This window comes from Streptomyces sp. f51, assembly GCF_037940415.1.
Lineage (GTDB): Bacteria > Actinomycetota > Actinomycetes > Streptomycetales > Streptomycetaceae > Streptomyces.
This window is the reverse complement of the sequence record NZ_CP149798.1, coordinates 1,983,774-1,999,268: the sequence shown is the minus strand read 5'-3', so window position 1 is coordinate 1,999,268 and position 15,495 is coordinate 1,983,774. Positions and strand designations below refer to the sequence as shown.

At 71.5% G+C, this 15,495-nt stretch carries 13 protein-coding genes; 7 read left to right on the top strand and 6 right to left on the bottom strand.

What is annotated here, in order from left to right; translation table 11 throughout:
* Positions 1 to 201: 201 nt before the first annotated feature.
* A complete protein-coding gene (gene panB, locus WJM95_RS08855; RefSeq protein WP_339129031.1) occupies positions 202 to 1,089 on the bottom strand; it encodes a 3-methyl-2-oxobutanoate hydroxymethyltransferase in 888 nt (295 codons plus the stop codon).
* A gap of 286 nt (positions 1,090 to 1,375) precedes the next feature.
* Between panB and WJM95_RS08850 the strand changes: the two genes are divergently transcribed.
* The 4 genes from WJM95_RS08850 (at position 1,376) to WJM95_RS08835 (ending at position 6,387) form a co-directional block, all read left to right on the top strand.
* Entirely contained in the window at positions 1,376 to 2,977 is a 1,602-nt protein-coding gene (locus tag WJM95_RS08850) for an MFS transporter (protein ID WP_339129030.1), read from the top strand.
* Between the two features lie 107 nt (positions 2,978 to 3,084).
* On the top strand, positions 3,085 to 3,723 hold the full coding sequence (locus WJM95_RS08845) for a TetR/AcrR family transcriptional regulator (RefSeq protein WP_339129029.1): 639 nt from the start codon (positions 3,085 to 3,087) through the stop codon (positions 3,721 to 3,723).
* Between the two features lie 200 nt (positions 3,724 to 3,923).
* Positions 3,924 to 4,961: an endonuclease/exonuclease/phosphatase family protein gene (locus tag WJM95_RS08840; RefSeq protein ID WP_339129028.1), complete on the top strand. Its 1,038-nt coding sequence runs from the start codon at positions 3,924 to 3,926 to the stop codon at positions 4,959 to 4,961.
* Positions 4,962 to 5,166: 205 nt separating this feature from the next.
* Positions 5,167 to 6,387 (top strand): MFS transporter, encoded by a 1,221-nt coding sequence (locus WJM95_RS08835; protein WP_339129027.1) that lies wholly within the window; start codon positions 5,167 to 5,169, stop codon positions 6,385 to 6,387.
* A 46-nt stretch (positions 6,388 to 6,433) separates the two neighbouring features.
* Here WJM95_RS08835 and WJM95_RS08830 read toward each other — a convergent pair whose 3' ends face one another.
* Positions 6,434 to 8,527: an NAD(+) synthase gene (locus tag WJM95_RS08830; RefSeq protein ID WP_339129026.1), complete on the bottom strand. Its 2,094-nt coding sequence runs from the start codon at positions 8,525 to 8,527 to the stop codon at positions 6,434 to 6,436.
* Positions 8,528 to 8,747: 220 nt separating this feature from the next.
* The gene (locus tag WJM95_RS08825; protein WP_339129025.1) at positions 8,748 to 10,700 is read right to left on the bottom strand and encodes a S53 family peptidase; all 1,953 of its coding nucleotides are present in this window, start codon (positions 10,698 to 10,700) and stop codon (positions 8,748 to 8,750) included.
* A gap of 303 nt (positions 10,701 to 11,003) precedes the next feature.
* Here WJM95_RS08825 and WJM95_RS08820 point away from each other — a divergent pair, with 303 nt between their 5' ends.
* Positions 11,004 to 11,504, top strand: coding sequence for a sigma-70 family RNA polymerase sigma factor (locus tag WJM95_RS08820; protein WP_339129024.1), 501 nt, complete (start codon positions 11,004 to 11,006; stop codon positions 11,502 to 11,504).
* Positions 11,501 to 12,139: a hypothetical protein gene (locus WJM95_RS08815; protein WP_339129023.1), complete on the top strand. Its 639-nt coding sequence runs from the start codon at positions 11,501 to 11,503 to the stop codon at positions 12,137 to 12,139. Before WJM95_RS08820 ends, WJM95_RS08815 begins: the two co-directional genes overlap by 4 nt.
* Before the next feature lie 57 nt (positions 12,140 to 12,196).
* Here the strand turns inward: WJM95_RS08815 and WJM95_RS08810 are convergent, their stop codons facing one another.
* Complete coding sequence (locus WJM95_RS08810; protein WP_339129022.1) at positions 12,197 to 12,832, bottom strand: DUF305 domain-containing protein; 636 nt, start codon at positions 12,830 to 12,832, stop codon at positions 12,197 to 12,199.
* Positions 12,829 to 13,500: a DUF3105 domain-containing protein gene (locus tag WJM95_RS08805; protein WP_339129021.1), complete on the bottom strand. Its 672-nt coding sequence runs from the start codon at positions 13,498 to 13,500 to the stop codon at positions 12,829 to 12,831. Before WJM95_RS08805 ends, WJM95_RS08810 begins: the two co-directional genes overlap by 4 nt.
* Before the next feature lie 200 nt (positions 13,501 to 13,700).
* On the opposite strand from WJM95_RS08805, the gene WJM95_RS08800 reads away from it, so the two are divergent.
* Positions 13,701 to 14,135, top strand: a complete 435-nt coding sequence (locus WJM95_RS08800) for an Rrf2 family transcriptional regulator (protein WP_339129020.1) — start codon at positions 13,701 to 13,703, stop codon at positions 14,133 to 14,135.
* A 24-nt stretch (positions 14,136 to 14,159) separates the two neighbouring features.
* Here the strand turns inward: WJM95_RS08800 and WJM95_RS08795 are convergent, their stop codons facing one another.
* Complete coding sequence (locus WJM95_RS08795; protein WP_339129019.1) at positions 14,160 to 15,365, bottom strand: globin domain-containing protein; 1,206 nt, start codon at positions 15,363 to 15,365, stop codon at positions 14,160 to 14,162.
* Positions 15,366 to 15,495 lie beyond the last annotated feature (130 nt).

Below are 15,495 nucleotides of genomic sequence, written 5' to 3'. Positions count from 1 at the left end.
CACCGATAGGTCGCCGACAATCGGTCGACAGCAGGCCGATGGTGGGCCGACAGCAGGCCGACAGCAGGCCGACAGCAGGCCGACAGCAGGCCGACAGTGGGCCGACAGGACGGGGAAACGACGACAACCCGCCGACGGGGGAAGATCGGCGGGTTGTCACCGGTGCCGCAGTGGCTCGGATGCCCCGGGGGGCGTCGAGGCTCAGTGGACGGAGTGCTCCTCCAGCGGGAACGTCCCGCCGACCACGTCCTCGGCGAACGCCTTCGCCGCGTCGCCCATGACCCGGCGCAGATCGGCGTACTGCTTGACGAACTTCGGCACCTTGCCGCCCGTCAGGCCCATCATGTCGGTCCACACCAGGACCTGTGCGTCGGTCTCGGGGCCCGCGCCGATGCCGACGGTCGGGATGTGCAGGGTGCGGGTGACCTCGGCCGCGAGCTCCGCCGGGACCAGTTCGAGGACGACGGCGAAGGCGCCCGCGTCCTGGACCGCCTTGGCGTCCCGCAGCAGCTGGTGCGCGGCCTCCTCGCCGCGGCCCTGGACGCGGTAGCCCATGGAGTTCACGGACTGCGGGGTCAGGCCGATGTGCGCCATGACCGGGATACCGGACTCGACGAGGAGCTCGATCTGGCGGTGCGAGCGCTCGCCGCCCTCCAGCTTCACCGCGCCCACCCCGGCCTCCTTGACCAGGCGGGTCGCCGAGCGCAGCGCCTGCACCGGGCCCTCCTGGTAGGACCCGAAGGGCAGGTCGCCGACGATCAGGGCCCGGCTGGTGCCCCGGACGACGGCGGCGGACAGCACGGTCATCTCGTCCATGGTCACCGGGACGGTGGTCTCGTACCCGAGGTGGCAGTTGCCGGCCGAGTCGCCGACGAGCATGACCGGGATGCCGGCCTCGTCGAAGACGGACGCGGTCATCGCGTCGTAGGCGGTGAGCATGGGCCACTTCTCGCCGCGCTCCTTGGCGGCGGTGATGTCGCGCACCGTGATACGGCGGGTGCTCTTGCCCCCGTACAGCGCCTTGCTGCTGCCGGCGGCCTTGAGGACACCCTCCGCAGGCTGCTTCTGGGCAGCCGAAACCTGCGTCATCGCAACGGCTCCTTATATGTCATCTCGAGGCACCCTGACGGCGTCCCCGGATCCCCTCCATGGTGGCACCTCGGGGTACGCGCGGCTAGACCGGGCCCGCCGGACCCGGTGTCGATCACGCCACTCCGCCCCGTGCCGCCGCGCCACTCACCGCCGCGTCCCGCAGCCCCCTCGTTGTCCGCCACCCCGGGCCTCCGTCCACGGACCTAGGTCCCTTCGTAAGTTCTGCGTAAAGGCTTTCCGATACGAGACGGTGCCGTATCGAAATGCCTCTAGGGTGGTCGTCATGACAACTTCCGCTCCTCCGCTCGACCGACGAGTGCCCGAGGCGGTGCACCGGCGCCGCTGGGCGATCCTCGGCGCGCTCATGCTCAGCCTGCTGATCGTGGTGCTCGACAACTCCATCCTGAACGTCGCGATCAAGACGATCTCGACCCCGGCGCCGACCGGGCTCGGGGCCACCCAGGGTGAGCTGGAGTGGGCCATCAACGCCTACACCCTCGTCTTCGCCGGTCTCCTGTTCACCGCCGGCCTCCTCGGCGACCGCCTCGGCCGCAAGAAGGTGCTGCTCGCCGGTCTCGCCGTCTTCGGCATCGGTTCCGCGCTGGCCGCCGAGTCCGGCTCGCCGGTCCAGCTCATCGTCTTCCGTGCCCTGATGGGCCTCGGCGCCGCCTTCGTGATGCCCGCGACGCTCGCCGTCCTCATGAACGTCTTCGAGCGCGACGAGCAGCCCAAGGCCATCGGCATCTGGGCCGGCGGCGTCGGCCTCGCCATCGCGATCGGCCCGATCACCGGCGGCGTGCTCCTCGACCACTTCTGGTGGGGCTCGGTCTTCCTGATCAACGTGCCCATCGTGATCCTCGCGATCGGCCTGATGATCTGGCTGGTCCCCGACTCCCGCGACCCGAACCCGGGCCGGCTCGACCCGGTCGGCGTGGTCCTGTCGATCATCGGTCTCGTCCTGCTCGTCTACGGCATCATCAAGGGCGGCCAGCTCGCCGACTTCACCGACCCGCAGGTCCTCGCGACCATCGGCGCCGGTCTCGCCGTCCTCATCGGCTTCGTGCTGTTCGAGATGCGCAGCGACCACCCGTCGATCGACGTCACCTACTTCAAGAACAAGGTCTTCTCGGCCGCGATCTCGGCCATCGCGCTCGTGTTCTTCGCGCTCATGGGCGTGACCTTCTTCTCCGTCTTCTACACGCAGAGCGTGCGCGGCTACTCGCCGCTCCAGACCGGCCTGCTGATGCTCCCGCTGGCCGTGGCCCAGATCATCTTCGCCCCGCGCGCCCGGCTGGTCGTCGACCGCTTCGGCAACCGCGTCACCTGCACGGCCGGCCTGGTGATCATCGCCGCGATGCTGGCCGCGTTCGCCACGCTGGAGGCGGACACCCCGATCTGGATTCTCGAGGTCATCTTCTTCCTGATGGGCACCGGCATGGCGCACATCATGACCCCGACCAGCGTCGTCATCATGCAGGCGCTGCCGCGCGAGAAGGCCGGCTCCGCGTCCGCGCTGAGCAACACCTTCCGCCAGGTCGGCGGCGCCCTCGGTATCGCGGTGCTCGGCTCCGTGCTCTCCACCGCCTACCGCAACGGCATCGACGGCAAGCTCGCCCTCGTCCCGGCCCCCCTGCGGCACACCGCGGGCGAGTCCATCGAGGCCACCCTCGGCGTCGCCGCCAAGCTCGGCCCCCAGGGCAAGGCCCTCATCACCCCGGCCAACGACGCCTTCCTGCACGCGATGCACGTCACCGCCCTGTGCGGCGCGGGTGTCGCGGTCATCGGCGCGGTCGTCGTCGCCCTGTTCCTGCCCGGCCGTCCCGCGGCCCCGCAGAAGGGCGAGGAGGAGGCCGAGCTGGTCACGGCCGACCTCGGCCAGGACTGACACGGCGCGCGCGGCCGTGGGCACCCCCGACCGGGTGCCCACGGCCGGCGCGACGCGCCGGGTGCCCGCGGGCACGGTGAACGGGGGAGAATGACACCTGGTCAACGATGGGAACGGAGTTCGACGTGAGCCTCGCGGACAGCCGAGACAGGCAGGTGTGCCCCGGTCGGGGACGTCCCCGCAGCGAGGCGGTGGAACGCGCCATCATCGAGGGCGTGATGAAGCTCCTGGAGGACGGTGTCCCGCTCGCGGACATCTCCATCGAGCGCCTCGCGCGCACCGCGGGCGTCGGCAAGGCGACGATCTACCGCCGCTGGAGCGGCAAGGAGGAACTCTTCGTCGACGTCCTGCGCGGCGCCGAGCCCGCCGACCCCGAACTCCCCGGCGTCTCCATGCGCGACGACCTCGTCGTCCTGCTGGAGACGCTGCGTCGGCGCGGTCTGGTCAGCCGCTCGTCCGCGATCCTGCACAACGTCTACGCGCAGATGAAGTCCAGCCCCAAGCTGTGGGCCGCCTACGACGCCACGGTCATAGCGCCCCGACGCCAACTCGGCTACGAGGTGCTGCGCCGGGGGCAGGAGAACGGCGAACTCCGCGACGACGTCGACATCGAGCTGCTCAACGACATGTTCGTCGGCCCCATGCTCGTCCGTTCCGTCATGCGCCCCGACACCGATCTCCCCGAGGGGCTCGCCGAGCGGATCGTCGACACCCTGCTGGAGGGCCTGCGCCCCGCCCGGCCGTGACACGACACGTTTCTGACGGGGTGAATGTGCGCGTTTCGTCACAGAGGCCGCACCTCGTGCCAGTATGCGGAACTCCGGGCACGGAGTTGTACGTCCCCTTGCCTGTACGGCCGTCCTGGACGGCGAGAACGACACCGGACATCCCCTAGGGTCGTAGTCGAGGGGCAGACGGTGCGCACGGCAGGTTGTGAGGCGACGGTATGGCGCAGGCGTATATGACGGAGACGGGCAGCGACGGCCGGGGGCCGGAGCGCAGAGAGTCCCGGCTCCGGCGCCTGCTCGACGGCTGGCGCGGCGACCGGGGCATCTGGCGGCGCGGACTGGTGCTGGCCGCCCTCGCGCTGCTGCTCGCCCTGGTGATGCTGACCCACGGGCGGATCCCGAACCGGATCGGCAACCTCGGCAGTCTCACCGAGACGTTCCTGCCGTGGCTCGGCGTGTTCATCCCGGTCCTGCTGGTCCTCGCCTTCGTGCGCAGGTCCGCCAGCGCCCTGATCGCCGTGGTGCTGACCGGCGCGGTCTGGCTGAACCTCTTCGGCGGACTGCTGACCGACAAGACGGCACCGGGCGGCGATCTGACCGTCGCCACCCACAACGTCAACGCCGACAACGCGAACCCGTCCGGCACCGCCCGGGACGTGGCCGCCTCGGGCGCCGACGTGCTCGCCCTGGAGGAGCTGACCGCGTCGGCGGTGCCGGTGTACGAGAAGGCGCTCGCGTCGACGTACAAGTACCACTCGGTGCAGGGAACGGTCGGGCTGTGGAGCAAGTACCCGCTCGGTGACGTCCGGCCGGTGGACATCAAGCTGGGCTGGACGCGCGCCATGCGGGCGACGGTGTCGGCGCCGGCCGGCCGCGTCGCGGTGTACGTGGCCCATCTGCCCTCGGTGCGGGTGAAGATGAAGGCCGGGTTCACCGCCCGGCAGCGCGACAAGAGCGCCAACGCGCTGGGCGAGGCGATCGCCGGCGAGCCCCTGAAGCAGGTCGTCCTGCTCGGTGACCTCAACGGCACGATGAACGACCGGGCCCTGAACGCGGTCACCGCGCAGATGCGTTCCACTCAGGGCGCGGTGGGCAACGGCTTCGGGTTCAGCTGGCCCGCCTCGTTCCCGATGGCCCGGATCGACCAGATCATGGTCAAGGGCATCGAGCCGGTGACCTCCTGGACCCTGCCAGCCACCGGCAGCGACCACCTCCCGATCGCCGCCCGCGTCAAGGTGGACGCCACCGCGTCTTGACCCGCCCGTCATCGCCTTTCAACCTCCTGGAATACTGGGCCCGGCAGACTTTGTTCACCGGCTAAACTTAATAGGCCGGTGCCCGACCGACCGCGTCCCGCGCACATCGCCGTGCGCGGGCGTGCCCGTACCCGCGTGCCTTCCCGCAGGCGACCGCGCCGCTACGGACTCCCGCCTCGCCCCAGCTCCCCCCGAAAGGCCCCTCATGCCTCTGGCCCTGCTCGCCCTCGCCGTGGGCGCCTTCGGCATCGGCACCACCGAGTTCGCCATGATGGGCCTGCTGCCCGACGTCGCAGGCGACCTCGGCATATCCATCCCGTCCGCCGGGCATCTCGTCTCCGCCTACGCGCTCGGCGTCGTCATCGGCGCCCCGCTGCTCGCCGCGGCCACCGCCCGCATGCCCCGACGCACCGTCCTCATGGCCCTCATGGGCCTGTTCGTCGCGGGCAACGCGCTCTCCGCGCTCGCGCCCGACGAGAACTGGCTGCTCGCCGCCCGCTTCCTCAGCGGACTGCCGCACGGCGCCTTCTTCGGGGTCGGAGCCGTCGTGGCCACCGGCCTGGTCGCGCCCGAACGCAAGGCCCGCTCCGTGTCGCTGATGTTCCTCGGCCTGACCGTCGCGAACATCGCCGGTGTCCCGGCCGCCACCCTCGTGGGACAGCACCTGGGCTGGCGGGCCACGTTCCTCGGGGTGAGCGCGATCGGCGTGGCCGCCGTGGCCGCGCTGTTCCTGCTGATCCCGCGGACCCCCGCGCACGCCCCCGCCGGCGGTCTGCGCGGTGAACTTGCCGCCCTGCGCCCGCTGCCCGTCTGGCTCGCCCTCGGCACGACGGTCGCGGGCTTCGCGGCCCTGTTCTCCGCGTACAGCTACATCGCGCCCATGCTCACCGACGCCGCCGGATACACCGAGGGCAGTGTCACGCCGCTGCTCGCGCTGTTCGGTGTCGGCGCCACGGCGGGCAACCTGCTCGGCGGGCGGCTCGCGGACCAGGCCATGCGCGGAACCCTGTTCGGCGGTCTGGCCTCGCTGGTGGTCGTACTGGCCGCCTTCCCGCTGCTGATGCGCACCGAGTGGAGCGCCGCGCTCGCGGTGGTGCTGCTCGGCACGGCCGCGTTCGTCACCGGCTCGCCCCTCCAGCTGATGGTCATGGAGAAGGCCGCCGCCGCTCCTTCCCTGGCGTCCTCCGCCAACCAGGCCGCGTTCAACCTGGCCAACGCGGGCGGCGCGTGGATCGGCGGCCTCGCGCTGGCGGCGGGCCTCGGCGCGACCTCTCCGGCCCTCGCCGGAGCGGGACTCGCGGTGCTGGGCCTCGCGGTGGCCGCGGTGGCCCACGCGGTGGACCGCCACCGGGCGGCCCCGGCCGCCACCCACGAACGGGTGGTCGCCACCCACGTCCCGGAACGGCCGGGTGCGCTCCGGGGGTGAAGGACCGGCCGCCGGCGGCCGTACGCCGACGGCGGCCGGTGCGTCGTCAGCCCCCGGAACCGGGCTTCTGCTCGGCCTGCTCCGGCTGTTCGGCTGATTCCGGGACGTCGAAGCGGGACAGGTCGCGCAGCCAGGTGCGGGCCGAGCCGTCGGAGGGGGCGCGCCAGTCGCCGCGCGGCGAGAGCGAACCGCCGGCCGAGACCTTCGGTCCGTTCGGCATGGCCGAGCGCTTGAACTGCGCGAACCCGAAGAAGCGGCGGCAGAACACGTCCAGCCAGCGCCGGATCTCCGGCAGGTCGTACGCGACCCGCTCGGCCTCGGGGAAGCCGGGCGGCCAGGCGCCCGCGTCCGGGTCGTGCCAGGCGTGCCAGGCCAGGAAGGCGATCTTCGACGGGCGGAAGCCGTAGCGCAGCACGTGGAAGAGGGTGAAGTCGTGCAGCGCGTACGGGCCGATCTTCGACTCGGTGGACTGCAACTCCTCGCCCGGCACCAGCTCGGGGCTGATCTCCGTGTCGAGGATGGCGGCCAGCGTCCGGTTCGTGTCCTCGCCGAACTGGTGGCTGCCGATGACCCAGCGGATCAGATGCTGGATCAGCGTCTTCGGTACCCCCGAGTTGACGTTGTAGTGGCTCATCTGGTCGCCCACGCCGTACGTGGACCAGCCGAGCGCCAGCTCCGACAGGTCGCCGGTCCCGAGCACGATGCCGTCGCGCTGGTTGGCGAGCCGGAACAGATAGTCGGTGCGCAGCCCGGCCTGCACGTTTTCGAAGGTGACGTCGTAGACCGGCTCGCCCGAGGCGAAGGGGTGGTCCATCTCCTTGAGCATCAGCCGCGCGGTCGGCGTGATGTCCAGCTCGGCCGCGGTGACCCCGAGGGAGCGCATCAGCTCGTGCGCGTTGCCCTTGGTGTGGTCGCTGGTGGCGAAGCCCGGCAGTGTGAAGGCGAGGATGTCGCCGCGCGGGCGGCCCGCCCGGTCCATCGCGCGGGCGGCGACGATCAGCGCGTGCGTGGAGTCGAGACCGCCCGACACCCCGATGACGACCTTCGGGCCACCGATCGCCGCGAGCCGCTGCTGGAGCCCCGCGACCTGGATGTTGTAGGCCTCGTAGCAGTCCTGGGCCAGCCGGTCGGGGTCGGCCGGCACGAACGGGAAACGCTCGACACGGCGCCGCAGGCCCAGGTCACCCGTCGGCGGGTCCAGCCGGAACGCCACCGTCCGGAAGTCGGCGGTGCGGGCCGCGTGCGTGCGCCGGTTGTCGTCGAAGCTGCCGGTCCGCAGCCGCTCCTGGCGCAGCAGGTCGAGATCGACGTCCGCCACGGCGAACTGGTCGCCGAGCGGGAAGCGGCCGGACTCGGCCAGCAGCGCCCCGTTCTCGTAGATCATGGTCTGGCCGTCCCACGACAGGTCGGTCGTCGACTCGCCGAGACCGGCCGCCGCGTAGACGTAGGCGGCGATCCCGCGTGAGGACGCCGAGCGGCACATCAGCTTGCGGTCCTCGGCCCGGCCGACCGTGATCGGGCTGCCGGAGAGGTTGGCGAGGACGGTGGCGCCCGCCAGGGCCGCCTCGGCGCTCGGCGGCACCGGCACCCACATGTCCTCGCAGATCTCCGCGTGCAGCACCAGACCCGGCACGTCCTCGGCGGCGAACAGGAGGTCGACCCCGAACGGCGCGGACTCGCCGCCCGCCCGGATCGTGCCGCCGCGCTCGTCGTCGCCCGCGGCGATCTGCCGGCGCTCGTAGAACTCGCGGTAGTTCGGCGGGTACGACTTGGGCACGACACCGAGGATCCGGCCGCGGTGCACGATCACCGCGCAGTTGTAGACCCGGTTGCGGTGCCGCAGCGGGGCGCCCACGACCAGGACCGGCAGGAGTTCCGCCGACCCCGCCACCACCGTACGGAGCGCCTCGTCGACCTGGTCGAGCAGCGCGTCCTGGAGGAGCAGGTCCTCGATCGAGTAGCCGCACAGGCCCAGCTCCGGGAAGACGGCGACGGCGACACCTTCCTCGGCGCAGCTGCGCGCCTGGCGCAGGACCGCCTCGGCGTTGGCGGGCGGGTCCGCGATGACGGTGTGGCCCGTGCAGGCGGCGACGCGTGCGAAGCCGTGCTGATAGAGCGACCGGAAGTTCAGAGGAGGCACCGGGCCAGTGTAATCGTCAGAGCGACGCGATGGGGTGGTGGGCCGACGCCGGACACCCCGGCCGACGGCCGTCGGGCGAGCACCCCGGCCGCCGCACGTCCCGCGCACCCCGGCCGCCGCACGTCAGGCCCGCGCCCCGCCCCCGTACGCGTCCCGCACGCGCGAACGCGCCCGCTCCCGAAGGGGCGGGCGCGCTCGACGGACGGCCGTGGAACGGACGTCAGTGGTGGTGCTTGGTGGTGACGTACGACTCGACGTAGCCGGGGGCGGGCGAACCCACACCGGTGACGTCGTCGTAGCCCTTGACCGCCTTCAGCGAGCTGTCCTGACCGAGGCTGCGGACCGAGGTCGCCAGGCCGTCGGCCGCGTCGAAGCCGTTGAGGAAGTCGATGCGGGCCACGGCGTACTGCTTGCCGCCGGGCGTGTCGGTGACGTCGTGGTACGTCTTCGAACCGGCCTTGGCGTAGATCGACGGGTTGGCGAAACCGATCGCCTTGCCGCCCTTGGCCTCCTGCGCCAGGGCCTGGACCGCCGCGATCACCGGAGCGGCGAGCGAGGTGCCGCCGATGCGGTACTCGCTGTACTGCTCGGTCCCGTCCGGGAAGGTCTGCGTCTGGCCGACCTTGAATCCGGTGTTGGGGTCGGCGATCGCCGAGATGTCCGGGACGACGCGGTTGCCCGCGGCGTTGTTGGCCTTGGCCAGCGCGTCCGGGACGACGCCCTTCTGGTAGTAGGGCTGCGCCACGGTCTTGCTGGTGCCGCCGCCGGCACCCGAGGTGAACGCGCCCGGGAACCCGGTCCAGCTCTTGCCGTCCGTGGACAGCGTGGCCTTCTCGGTGCCCCAGCCGGTCTCCCACAGGTACTTGTCGCCCTTGCCGACCGCCAGCGAGGTACCGCCGACCGCCGTCACCCAGGCCGAGTTGGCCGGGGTGTCGACCTGCTTCGTACCGGTATTGGCGACCTCGTCGCCGTTGTCACCGGAGGAGAAGTAGAAGCCGATGCCCTCGACCGCTCCGAACTGGAACGTCTGGTCGTAGGCCGCGGCCAGGTCCGGGGTCTGGTTGGCCTCGATGTCGCCCCACGAGTTGGAGACGATGTCGGCCAGGTGCCCGTCGACGACCTTGTTGAGCGAGGCGAGCAGGTCGTCGTCGTAGCAGGAGGCGGCACCCACGTACGTGATGCTCGCGCCCGGCGCGACGGCGTGCACGGCCTCGACGTCGAGGGTCTCCTCGCCGTACCAGCCGGCCGCCCCGCACTCCTCGGTCTTCGTGTACGACGCGGGCAGCACCTGACGGAGCTGACCGCTGGTGTACTTGGCGTCGCCGTGCTTGCCGGCGTAGGTGGCCGCGTCGAAGGCGATGGTCGGCGAGGCGTAGGCGTCGGTGATGGCGACGCGCACGTTCTTGCCGGTGCGCTTGCCCGCGCCGTACGCCGCACGCAGCTGCTTGCCGGTGTACCCCTGGACGGCGTACGGGATCTTCGTTCCGTACGCGGACGGCAGGGTGCTCGCGGTGTTCGAGCCGTAGTACGAGGAGAACGGCCCGGAGTTCTTGAACACCGCGTCCGGAGGCGGCAGTTGATCGGCGTGCTGCGCCTTGTGCGGAGCGTTGTCCAGGCCGGTGACGGTCAGGACGGCGCCGTTCAGGGAGGCGGGCGCGGAAGCCGTCTTCGACGGCGCCCGGTACGTCTTGCCGCCCTTGGCGTAGTTGTGCAGCTGCGTGTTGAACGCCTTCTCGGCGGCGGCCACGTCACCGGTGACGGTGACGTAGTGCCGCGTCGTCCCGGTGACCGTCAGGCCCGCCGACTTCAGCCAGTGGGTCACCGCGGCGACCTGGGCCTTGGTGGCACCGAAACGCGCCTGCGCCTTCTTGGCGCTGAGGTACTTCCCGTACGAAGCCGAGTGCGGGTCGGACACGGCCCTGGCGTACGCCGCCAGGCCCTTGGCGTCCCGTCCGGCGAAGTACACCCGGGCCGAGAGCCGGGAGCTGTCGGAAGCCGCCCCCTTGTCCGCGTGGGCGGTCGCCCACGCGGGCTTGGTGCCCGCGAGCGTGACCCGGCTCGGGCCGTCCGCGGCGTGGGCCGCGGGTATGCCGAGCGCCAGCGCGCCGGCGAGCAGAGGCAGCGTCGCCGCCAGGCTCACTCCGGCGCGCGCGGTGGCGCGGTTGGATCTCATAGAACCCCCTGCGATGCGATTCGTCGCATGTAGTGGTTGCGGTGATCCATGCGAGACCTCCGCGTTCCTGTCGGAGCGTGAGGAATGGATCACAGATGGGGGCAACTCTTACGGTGAACCGTTCATGCCAGGGGAATGAAAAACCCAAGGAAAGACCAAGTGAAGGCAATTGACGATCATTTGGGGTGGTTTGACGTGCACCCTCGCTCATAGTCAAGGGTTTTCCCTCTATGCCGGTCCTGGCTCTGTAAAGAGGTCCCCGTTTTCCGTAAGCGGATCGAGTCCCCGGGGCGTGTCAGTGGTGTGAAGCAGCTGGAGTTCGAAGACTTCTACCGGAGCGGACGGGACGTCTGCCTGCGGGCGGTCCTCGCCGCGGTGAGCGACCGTCAGCTGGCCGAGGACCTCGTGGCCGAGGCGTTCGCCCGGGCCTGGGCCGCCTGGCCCCGGGTCCGCGGCCATCCCGCCCCCCGCGCCTGGATCGTCCGGACCGCGCTCAACACCCGTGTCTCGTGGTGGCGTCGGCGCCGCCGCGAGGTCGCGTACGGCGACCACGACGGGCGGGAGGCCGCGGCCGCGGAGTCCGGCGGCGCCGGACTCGACCCCGCGCTGCTGGCCCTGCTGCGCGAACTCCCGCGCAGACAGCGGGAGGTCGTGGCCCTGCGGGTCTTCCTCGACCTCGACACCGCGACCACGGCACGGACGCTCGGGATCGCCCCCGGGACCGTGACCGCCCATCTGGCACGGGCCGTCGGGACACTCCGCGGCCAACTCGTCACCCTCGACACACCGGAGGCAGGATCATGAACGCCACCCACGACGACCGGGACGTCCTGGACGTCCTCAGGGGCTCCCTCGACGACATCACGATGACGGTGCCCGTGGAACGGATCGTGGCCGAGGGCCGCGCGGTCCGCCGCCGGCGACGGCGCCTGGCCGTCGCCGCCGTCGGAGTCACCGCGGCCGCGGGCCTCGCGCTCGGCGCGCCCGGCTACGGCCACCCGCCGACCGCGCCGCCCACGGGCGGCGGCACCGAGGCCGTCGCGTTCACCGTCGCCAAGCGGCCGGACGGGAAGGTCGCGGTGACCTGGACCAAGGAGCAGTACTTCAAGAACCCCGCGGGTCTCCAGAAGGCGCTGCGCGCGGCCGGATTCCCCGTCCTGGTGAAGACCGGGGTGTTCTGCAAGGGCCCGGACGACCGCACACGGGTCGACCGTCACGGCTCGGGACCGGGGGTCGAGCGGGTCGTCGAGCGGGAGCGGCGCGCCGACGGCACCGTCGTCTTCGTGTACGACCCGGCGGCCATGCCCGCCCGCACCCAGCTCTTCATCGGCTACCTGGACAAGGCCCAGCTCGCCGTCACCCAGGGCCGGCCCGGCTCGATGGAGCGGCTCGTCCCCACCGGGGTCGCCCTCACGTGCGGTACGGACTGGCGCGGCTGACCGTACGCCGGACAGGCCGAGGGGGTCCGGGGCGGCCACCCCGGACCCCCTCGGGACCTAGGCGCGCGGCTTCGCGCCGCGTGCCTTCAGCATGTCGGCCATCATCGTGATCTCCGACTGCTGGGCGTCGACCATGCCCTGCGCCAGCCGCTTCTCCACGCCGACCGTGCACTTGGCGACACAGCCCTCGGCCATGTGGATACCGCCCTTGTGGTGGTCGGTCATCAGCTGGAGGTAGAAGACCTCGGCCTGCTTCCCGTCGAGCGTGCCGAGCCGCTTCATCTCGGCGTTCGTGGCCATGCCCGGCATCAGCGAGCCGTCCTTGCCCGACGCCATGTCACCCATGCCCATCCAGGTCATCGGCGCGTCCGGGGACACCTTGGGCAGATCCCACAGATCGAGCCAGCCGAGCAGCATGCCCCGCTGATTGGCCTGCGTCTGCGCGATGTCGTACGCGAGACGCCGTACCTCCGTGTCCTTGGTGCGGTCCCGCACGATGTACGACATCTCGACGGCCTGCTGATGGTGGACGGCCATGTCCCGGGCGAAGCCCGCGTCCGCGGAGTCGGCGGCGGGCGTCCGCGTCCCGGAACCGGATCCGGAGTCGGAGCCGTCGGCGACCGCGTACGTGATCGCGCCCGCCGCGACGAGCGCGGCCGCCGCGGCGCCCGCGATCCACCCGGCGCGCCTCACTGGGAGAGACCGTTGGTGCAGGCGGCGCCCGGCTCGGGGGTCTGCTTGCCCTGGACGAACTCGGCGAGGAACGCGTCCACGTTCTTGTCGTTCGCGCCGGTCACCGTGCGCTGCTTGCCCCAGGCGCTCATCATGATCGGGTCCTTCTGGTCCTCGACCGGGCTCATCAGCGTGTACGGGGTCTTCCTGACCTTGGCCGCGAGGGCCTTCACGTCGGCCTGGGACGCCTTGCTGTTGTACGTCACCCAGACCGCGCCGTGCTCCAGGGAGTGCACGGCGTTCATGTTGTTCACGGCCTTGGTGTAGACGTCGCCGTTGCAGTTCATCCAGACCTGGAGGTGGTCACCGCCGACCGGCGGCTCCATCGCGTACGTGACGGTCTTCGTGACGTGGTTGCGGGTCAGCGTGCCCTTCCACGTCTTCACCCCGTCCGCGCCCGTGACGAAATGCCCCGACGCCTGCTTGGAGTCGCTCGCCGTGCTCTTCTTCGCGTCGTCCGACTGTGACTGGACGAGCACGACGGCACCGGCGACGAGACCGGCGACGACGACCGTGGAGGCCGCTATCACCAGGAAGCGATTGCGCCGCTCACGGGCACGCTCGGCACGGCGCAGCTCCTCGATGCGCTCCTTGCGCGATCCGGTGCTGGTGTTCTTGGCGGAACCCATGGTGATCCTTATGAGGGACGGGACGGTCGAGTCCGCCGATCGTAGACGGAAAGGGAACGGCGTCGGCAGGGAGGGCACGGGATTGGCGCGGAGTGCGCGGTGACGGCCGGGGGAGGGGCCGGAGGCGAAGGGGGAGGGGGACGGACGGGATCCGGGAAGAAAATTTGAACCGGAGATGCGCATTACCTACCCTGGCGGGTATGCGGTTGCTGCGCTCCACCGACCTGGCCCTTCGCGTCCTGATGCGACTGGCCGTCGCCGGCGACTCGACGCCCACCACGCGCGAGGTCGCGGAGGACATGCGGGTCCCGTACACGCACGCGGCCAAGGTCGTCGCCGAGCTCCAGCACCTCGGCCTGCTCGACGCCCGGCGCGGCAGGGGAGGCGGCCTCACGCTCACGGAGAAAGGGCGCGGGGAGTCCGTCGGCGCGATCGTGCGCTCCTTCGAGGGGGAGGGCGACGTCGTCGAGTGCGAGGGCGACACACCGTGCCCGCTCGTCTCCGCGTGCCGGCTGCGGGGCGCCCTGCGGCGGGCCCAGGAGGCCTTCTACGCCTCGCTGGACCCGCTGACCGTCGCCGACGTCGTCGCCGAGCCGACCGGTCCCGTACTGCTGGGCATCACCCGCAGGCCGTAGAGCCCGTCCGGCAGCTTCCGGGGCTCAGCCCCGGGCCAGCCACAGGTCCGGTCCGAACACCTCGTAGTGGATGTCGCGGGCGGGGACGCCCTTGGCGAGGAGCTGGGTCCGTACGGCGCGCATGAAGGGCAGCGGACCGCACAGGTAGGCGTGCGTGCCCGGTCGCACGGTCACGTCGGACAGGTCGGCCGGACCCGTGCGCTCGGCGGGGTGGCCCGGCTCGGGCCGCTCGTACCAGAAGTGGGTCTCCGCGTCCGGGAGTTCGCCCGCGAGCCGCTCGTGCTCGGCGCGCAGCGCGTGCTCGGCGGGGGAGCGGTCGGCGTGCACCACGGTGACGGGGGCCTTGTGGCCCGCGAGCGTCAGCTGCTCCAGCATGGCGATCATGGGGGTGACGCCGATGCCCGCCGAGGCGATGAGGAGGGGGGCGTCCGTGTCGTCGAGGACCAGGTCGCCGTAGGGCGCGGAGACCTCCAGGACGCTGCCCTCGCGGACGTGGGCGTGCAGATGGCCGGAGACCTCGCCCTCGGGGCACGGCGCCCCGGTGCCCTCGTCCGCGCGCACCCGCTTGACGCTGATCCGGCGCTCCGGGGCGCCGGGCGCGCCGGAGAGGCTGTACTGGCGTATCTGGCGTGCGCCGTCCGGGAGTTCGACGCCCACGGAGACGTACTGGCCCGCTCGGAAGTCGGGCAGGGGGGCGCCGTCGGCCGGGCGGATCCGGAAGCTGGCGACGTCCTCGGTCTCCTCGACGCGCCCGGTGACGACCCAGGGGCGCAGGGACCCGTCGTCCGCGTTCTCCTCGTACAGCCGCTTCTCGATGGCGATCAGGGCGTTCGCCATGAGCCAGTACACCTCGTCCCAGGCGGCGGCGACCTCGGCGGTGACCGCGTCGCCGAGCACCTCGACGATGGCGGCGAAGAGGTGCTCGTGCACGACCCCGTACTGCTCGGGCGCCACGCCGAGGGAGGCGTGCTTGTGGGCGATACGGCTCAGCATCGCGTCGGGCCGCTCGTCGGGGTGCTCGACCAGATGGGTGGCGAAGGCGGCGATGGATCCGGCCAGGGCCTGGCGCTGGGTGCCGGCGGCCTGGTTGCCGCGGTTGAACAGGTCGCGGAGCAGCTCGGGGTGGGCGGCGAACAGCCCGGCGTAGAAGCGCTCGGTGATCTCGCCGATGGCGGCGCCGACGACGGGGAGGGTCGCGCGGACGGTGACGGCGGACGGTTCGGACAGCATCGGGACTCCTCAAGGCCGGGGCGGGAGGGCTGGGTTGCGCCCGTCCGCCTGAGCCGCACAGTAGTAAAACTTGCATCTGAGATGCAAATTAAAACCGGGGTGACAGATGGGGACCGGACGCCCCTTACGG

Excerpts from the sequence above, each read along its gene's own strand:
- panB (WP_339129031.1), bottom strand. The coding sequence starts at position 1,089 with ATGACGCAGGTTTCGGCTGCCCAGAAGCAGCCTGCGGAGGGTGTCCTC.
- WJM95_RS08850 (WP_339129030.1), top strand. The coding sequence starts at position 1,376 with ATGACAACTTCCGCTCCTCCGCTCGACCGACGAGTGCCCGAGGCGGTG.
- WJM95_RS08845 (WP_339129029.1), top strand. The coding sequence starts at position 3,085 with ATGGGAACGGAGTTCGACGTGAGCCTCGCGGACAGCCGAGACAGGCAG.
- WJM95_RS08840 (WP_339129028.1), top strand. The coding sequence starts at position 3,924 with ATGGCGCAGGCGTATATGACGGAGACGGGCAGCGACGGCCGGGGGCCG.
- WJM95_RS08835 (WP_339129027.1), top strand. The coding sequence starts at position 5,167 with ATGCCTCTGGCCCTGCTCGCCCTCGCCGTGGGCGCCTTCGGCATCGGC.
- WJM95_RS08825 (WP_339129025.1), bottom strand. The coding sequence starts at position 10,700 with ATGAGATCCAACCGCGCCACCGCGCGCGCCGGAGTGAGCCTGGCGGCG.
- WJM95_RS08815 (WP_339129023.1), top strand. The coding sequence starts at position 11,501 with ATGAACGCCACCCACGACGACCGGGACGTCCTGGACGTCCTCAGGGGC.
- WJM95_RS08805 (WP_339129021.1), bottom strand. The coding sequence starts at position 13,500 with ATGGGTTCCGCCAAGAACACCAGCACCGGATCGCGCAAGGAGCGCATC.
- WJM95_RS08800 (WP_339129020.1), top strand. The coding sequence starts at position 13,701 with ATGCGGTTGCTGCGCTCCACCGACCTGGCCCTTCGCGTCCTGATGCGA.
- WJM95_RS08795 (WP_339129019.1), bottom strand. The coding sequence starts at position 15,365 with ATGCTGTCCGAACCGTCCGCCGTCACCGTCCGCGCGACCCTCCCCGTC.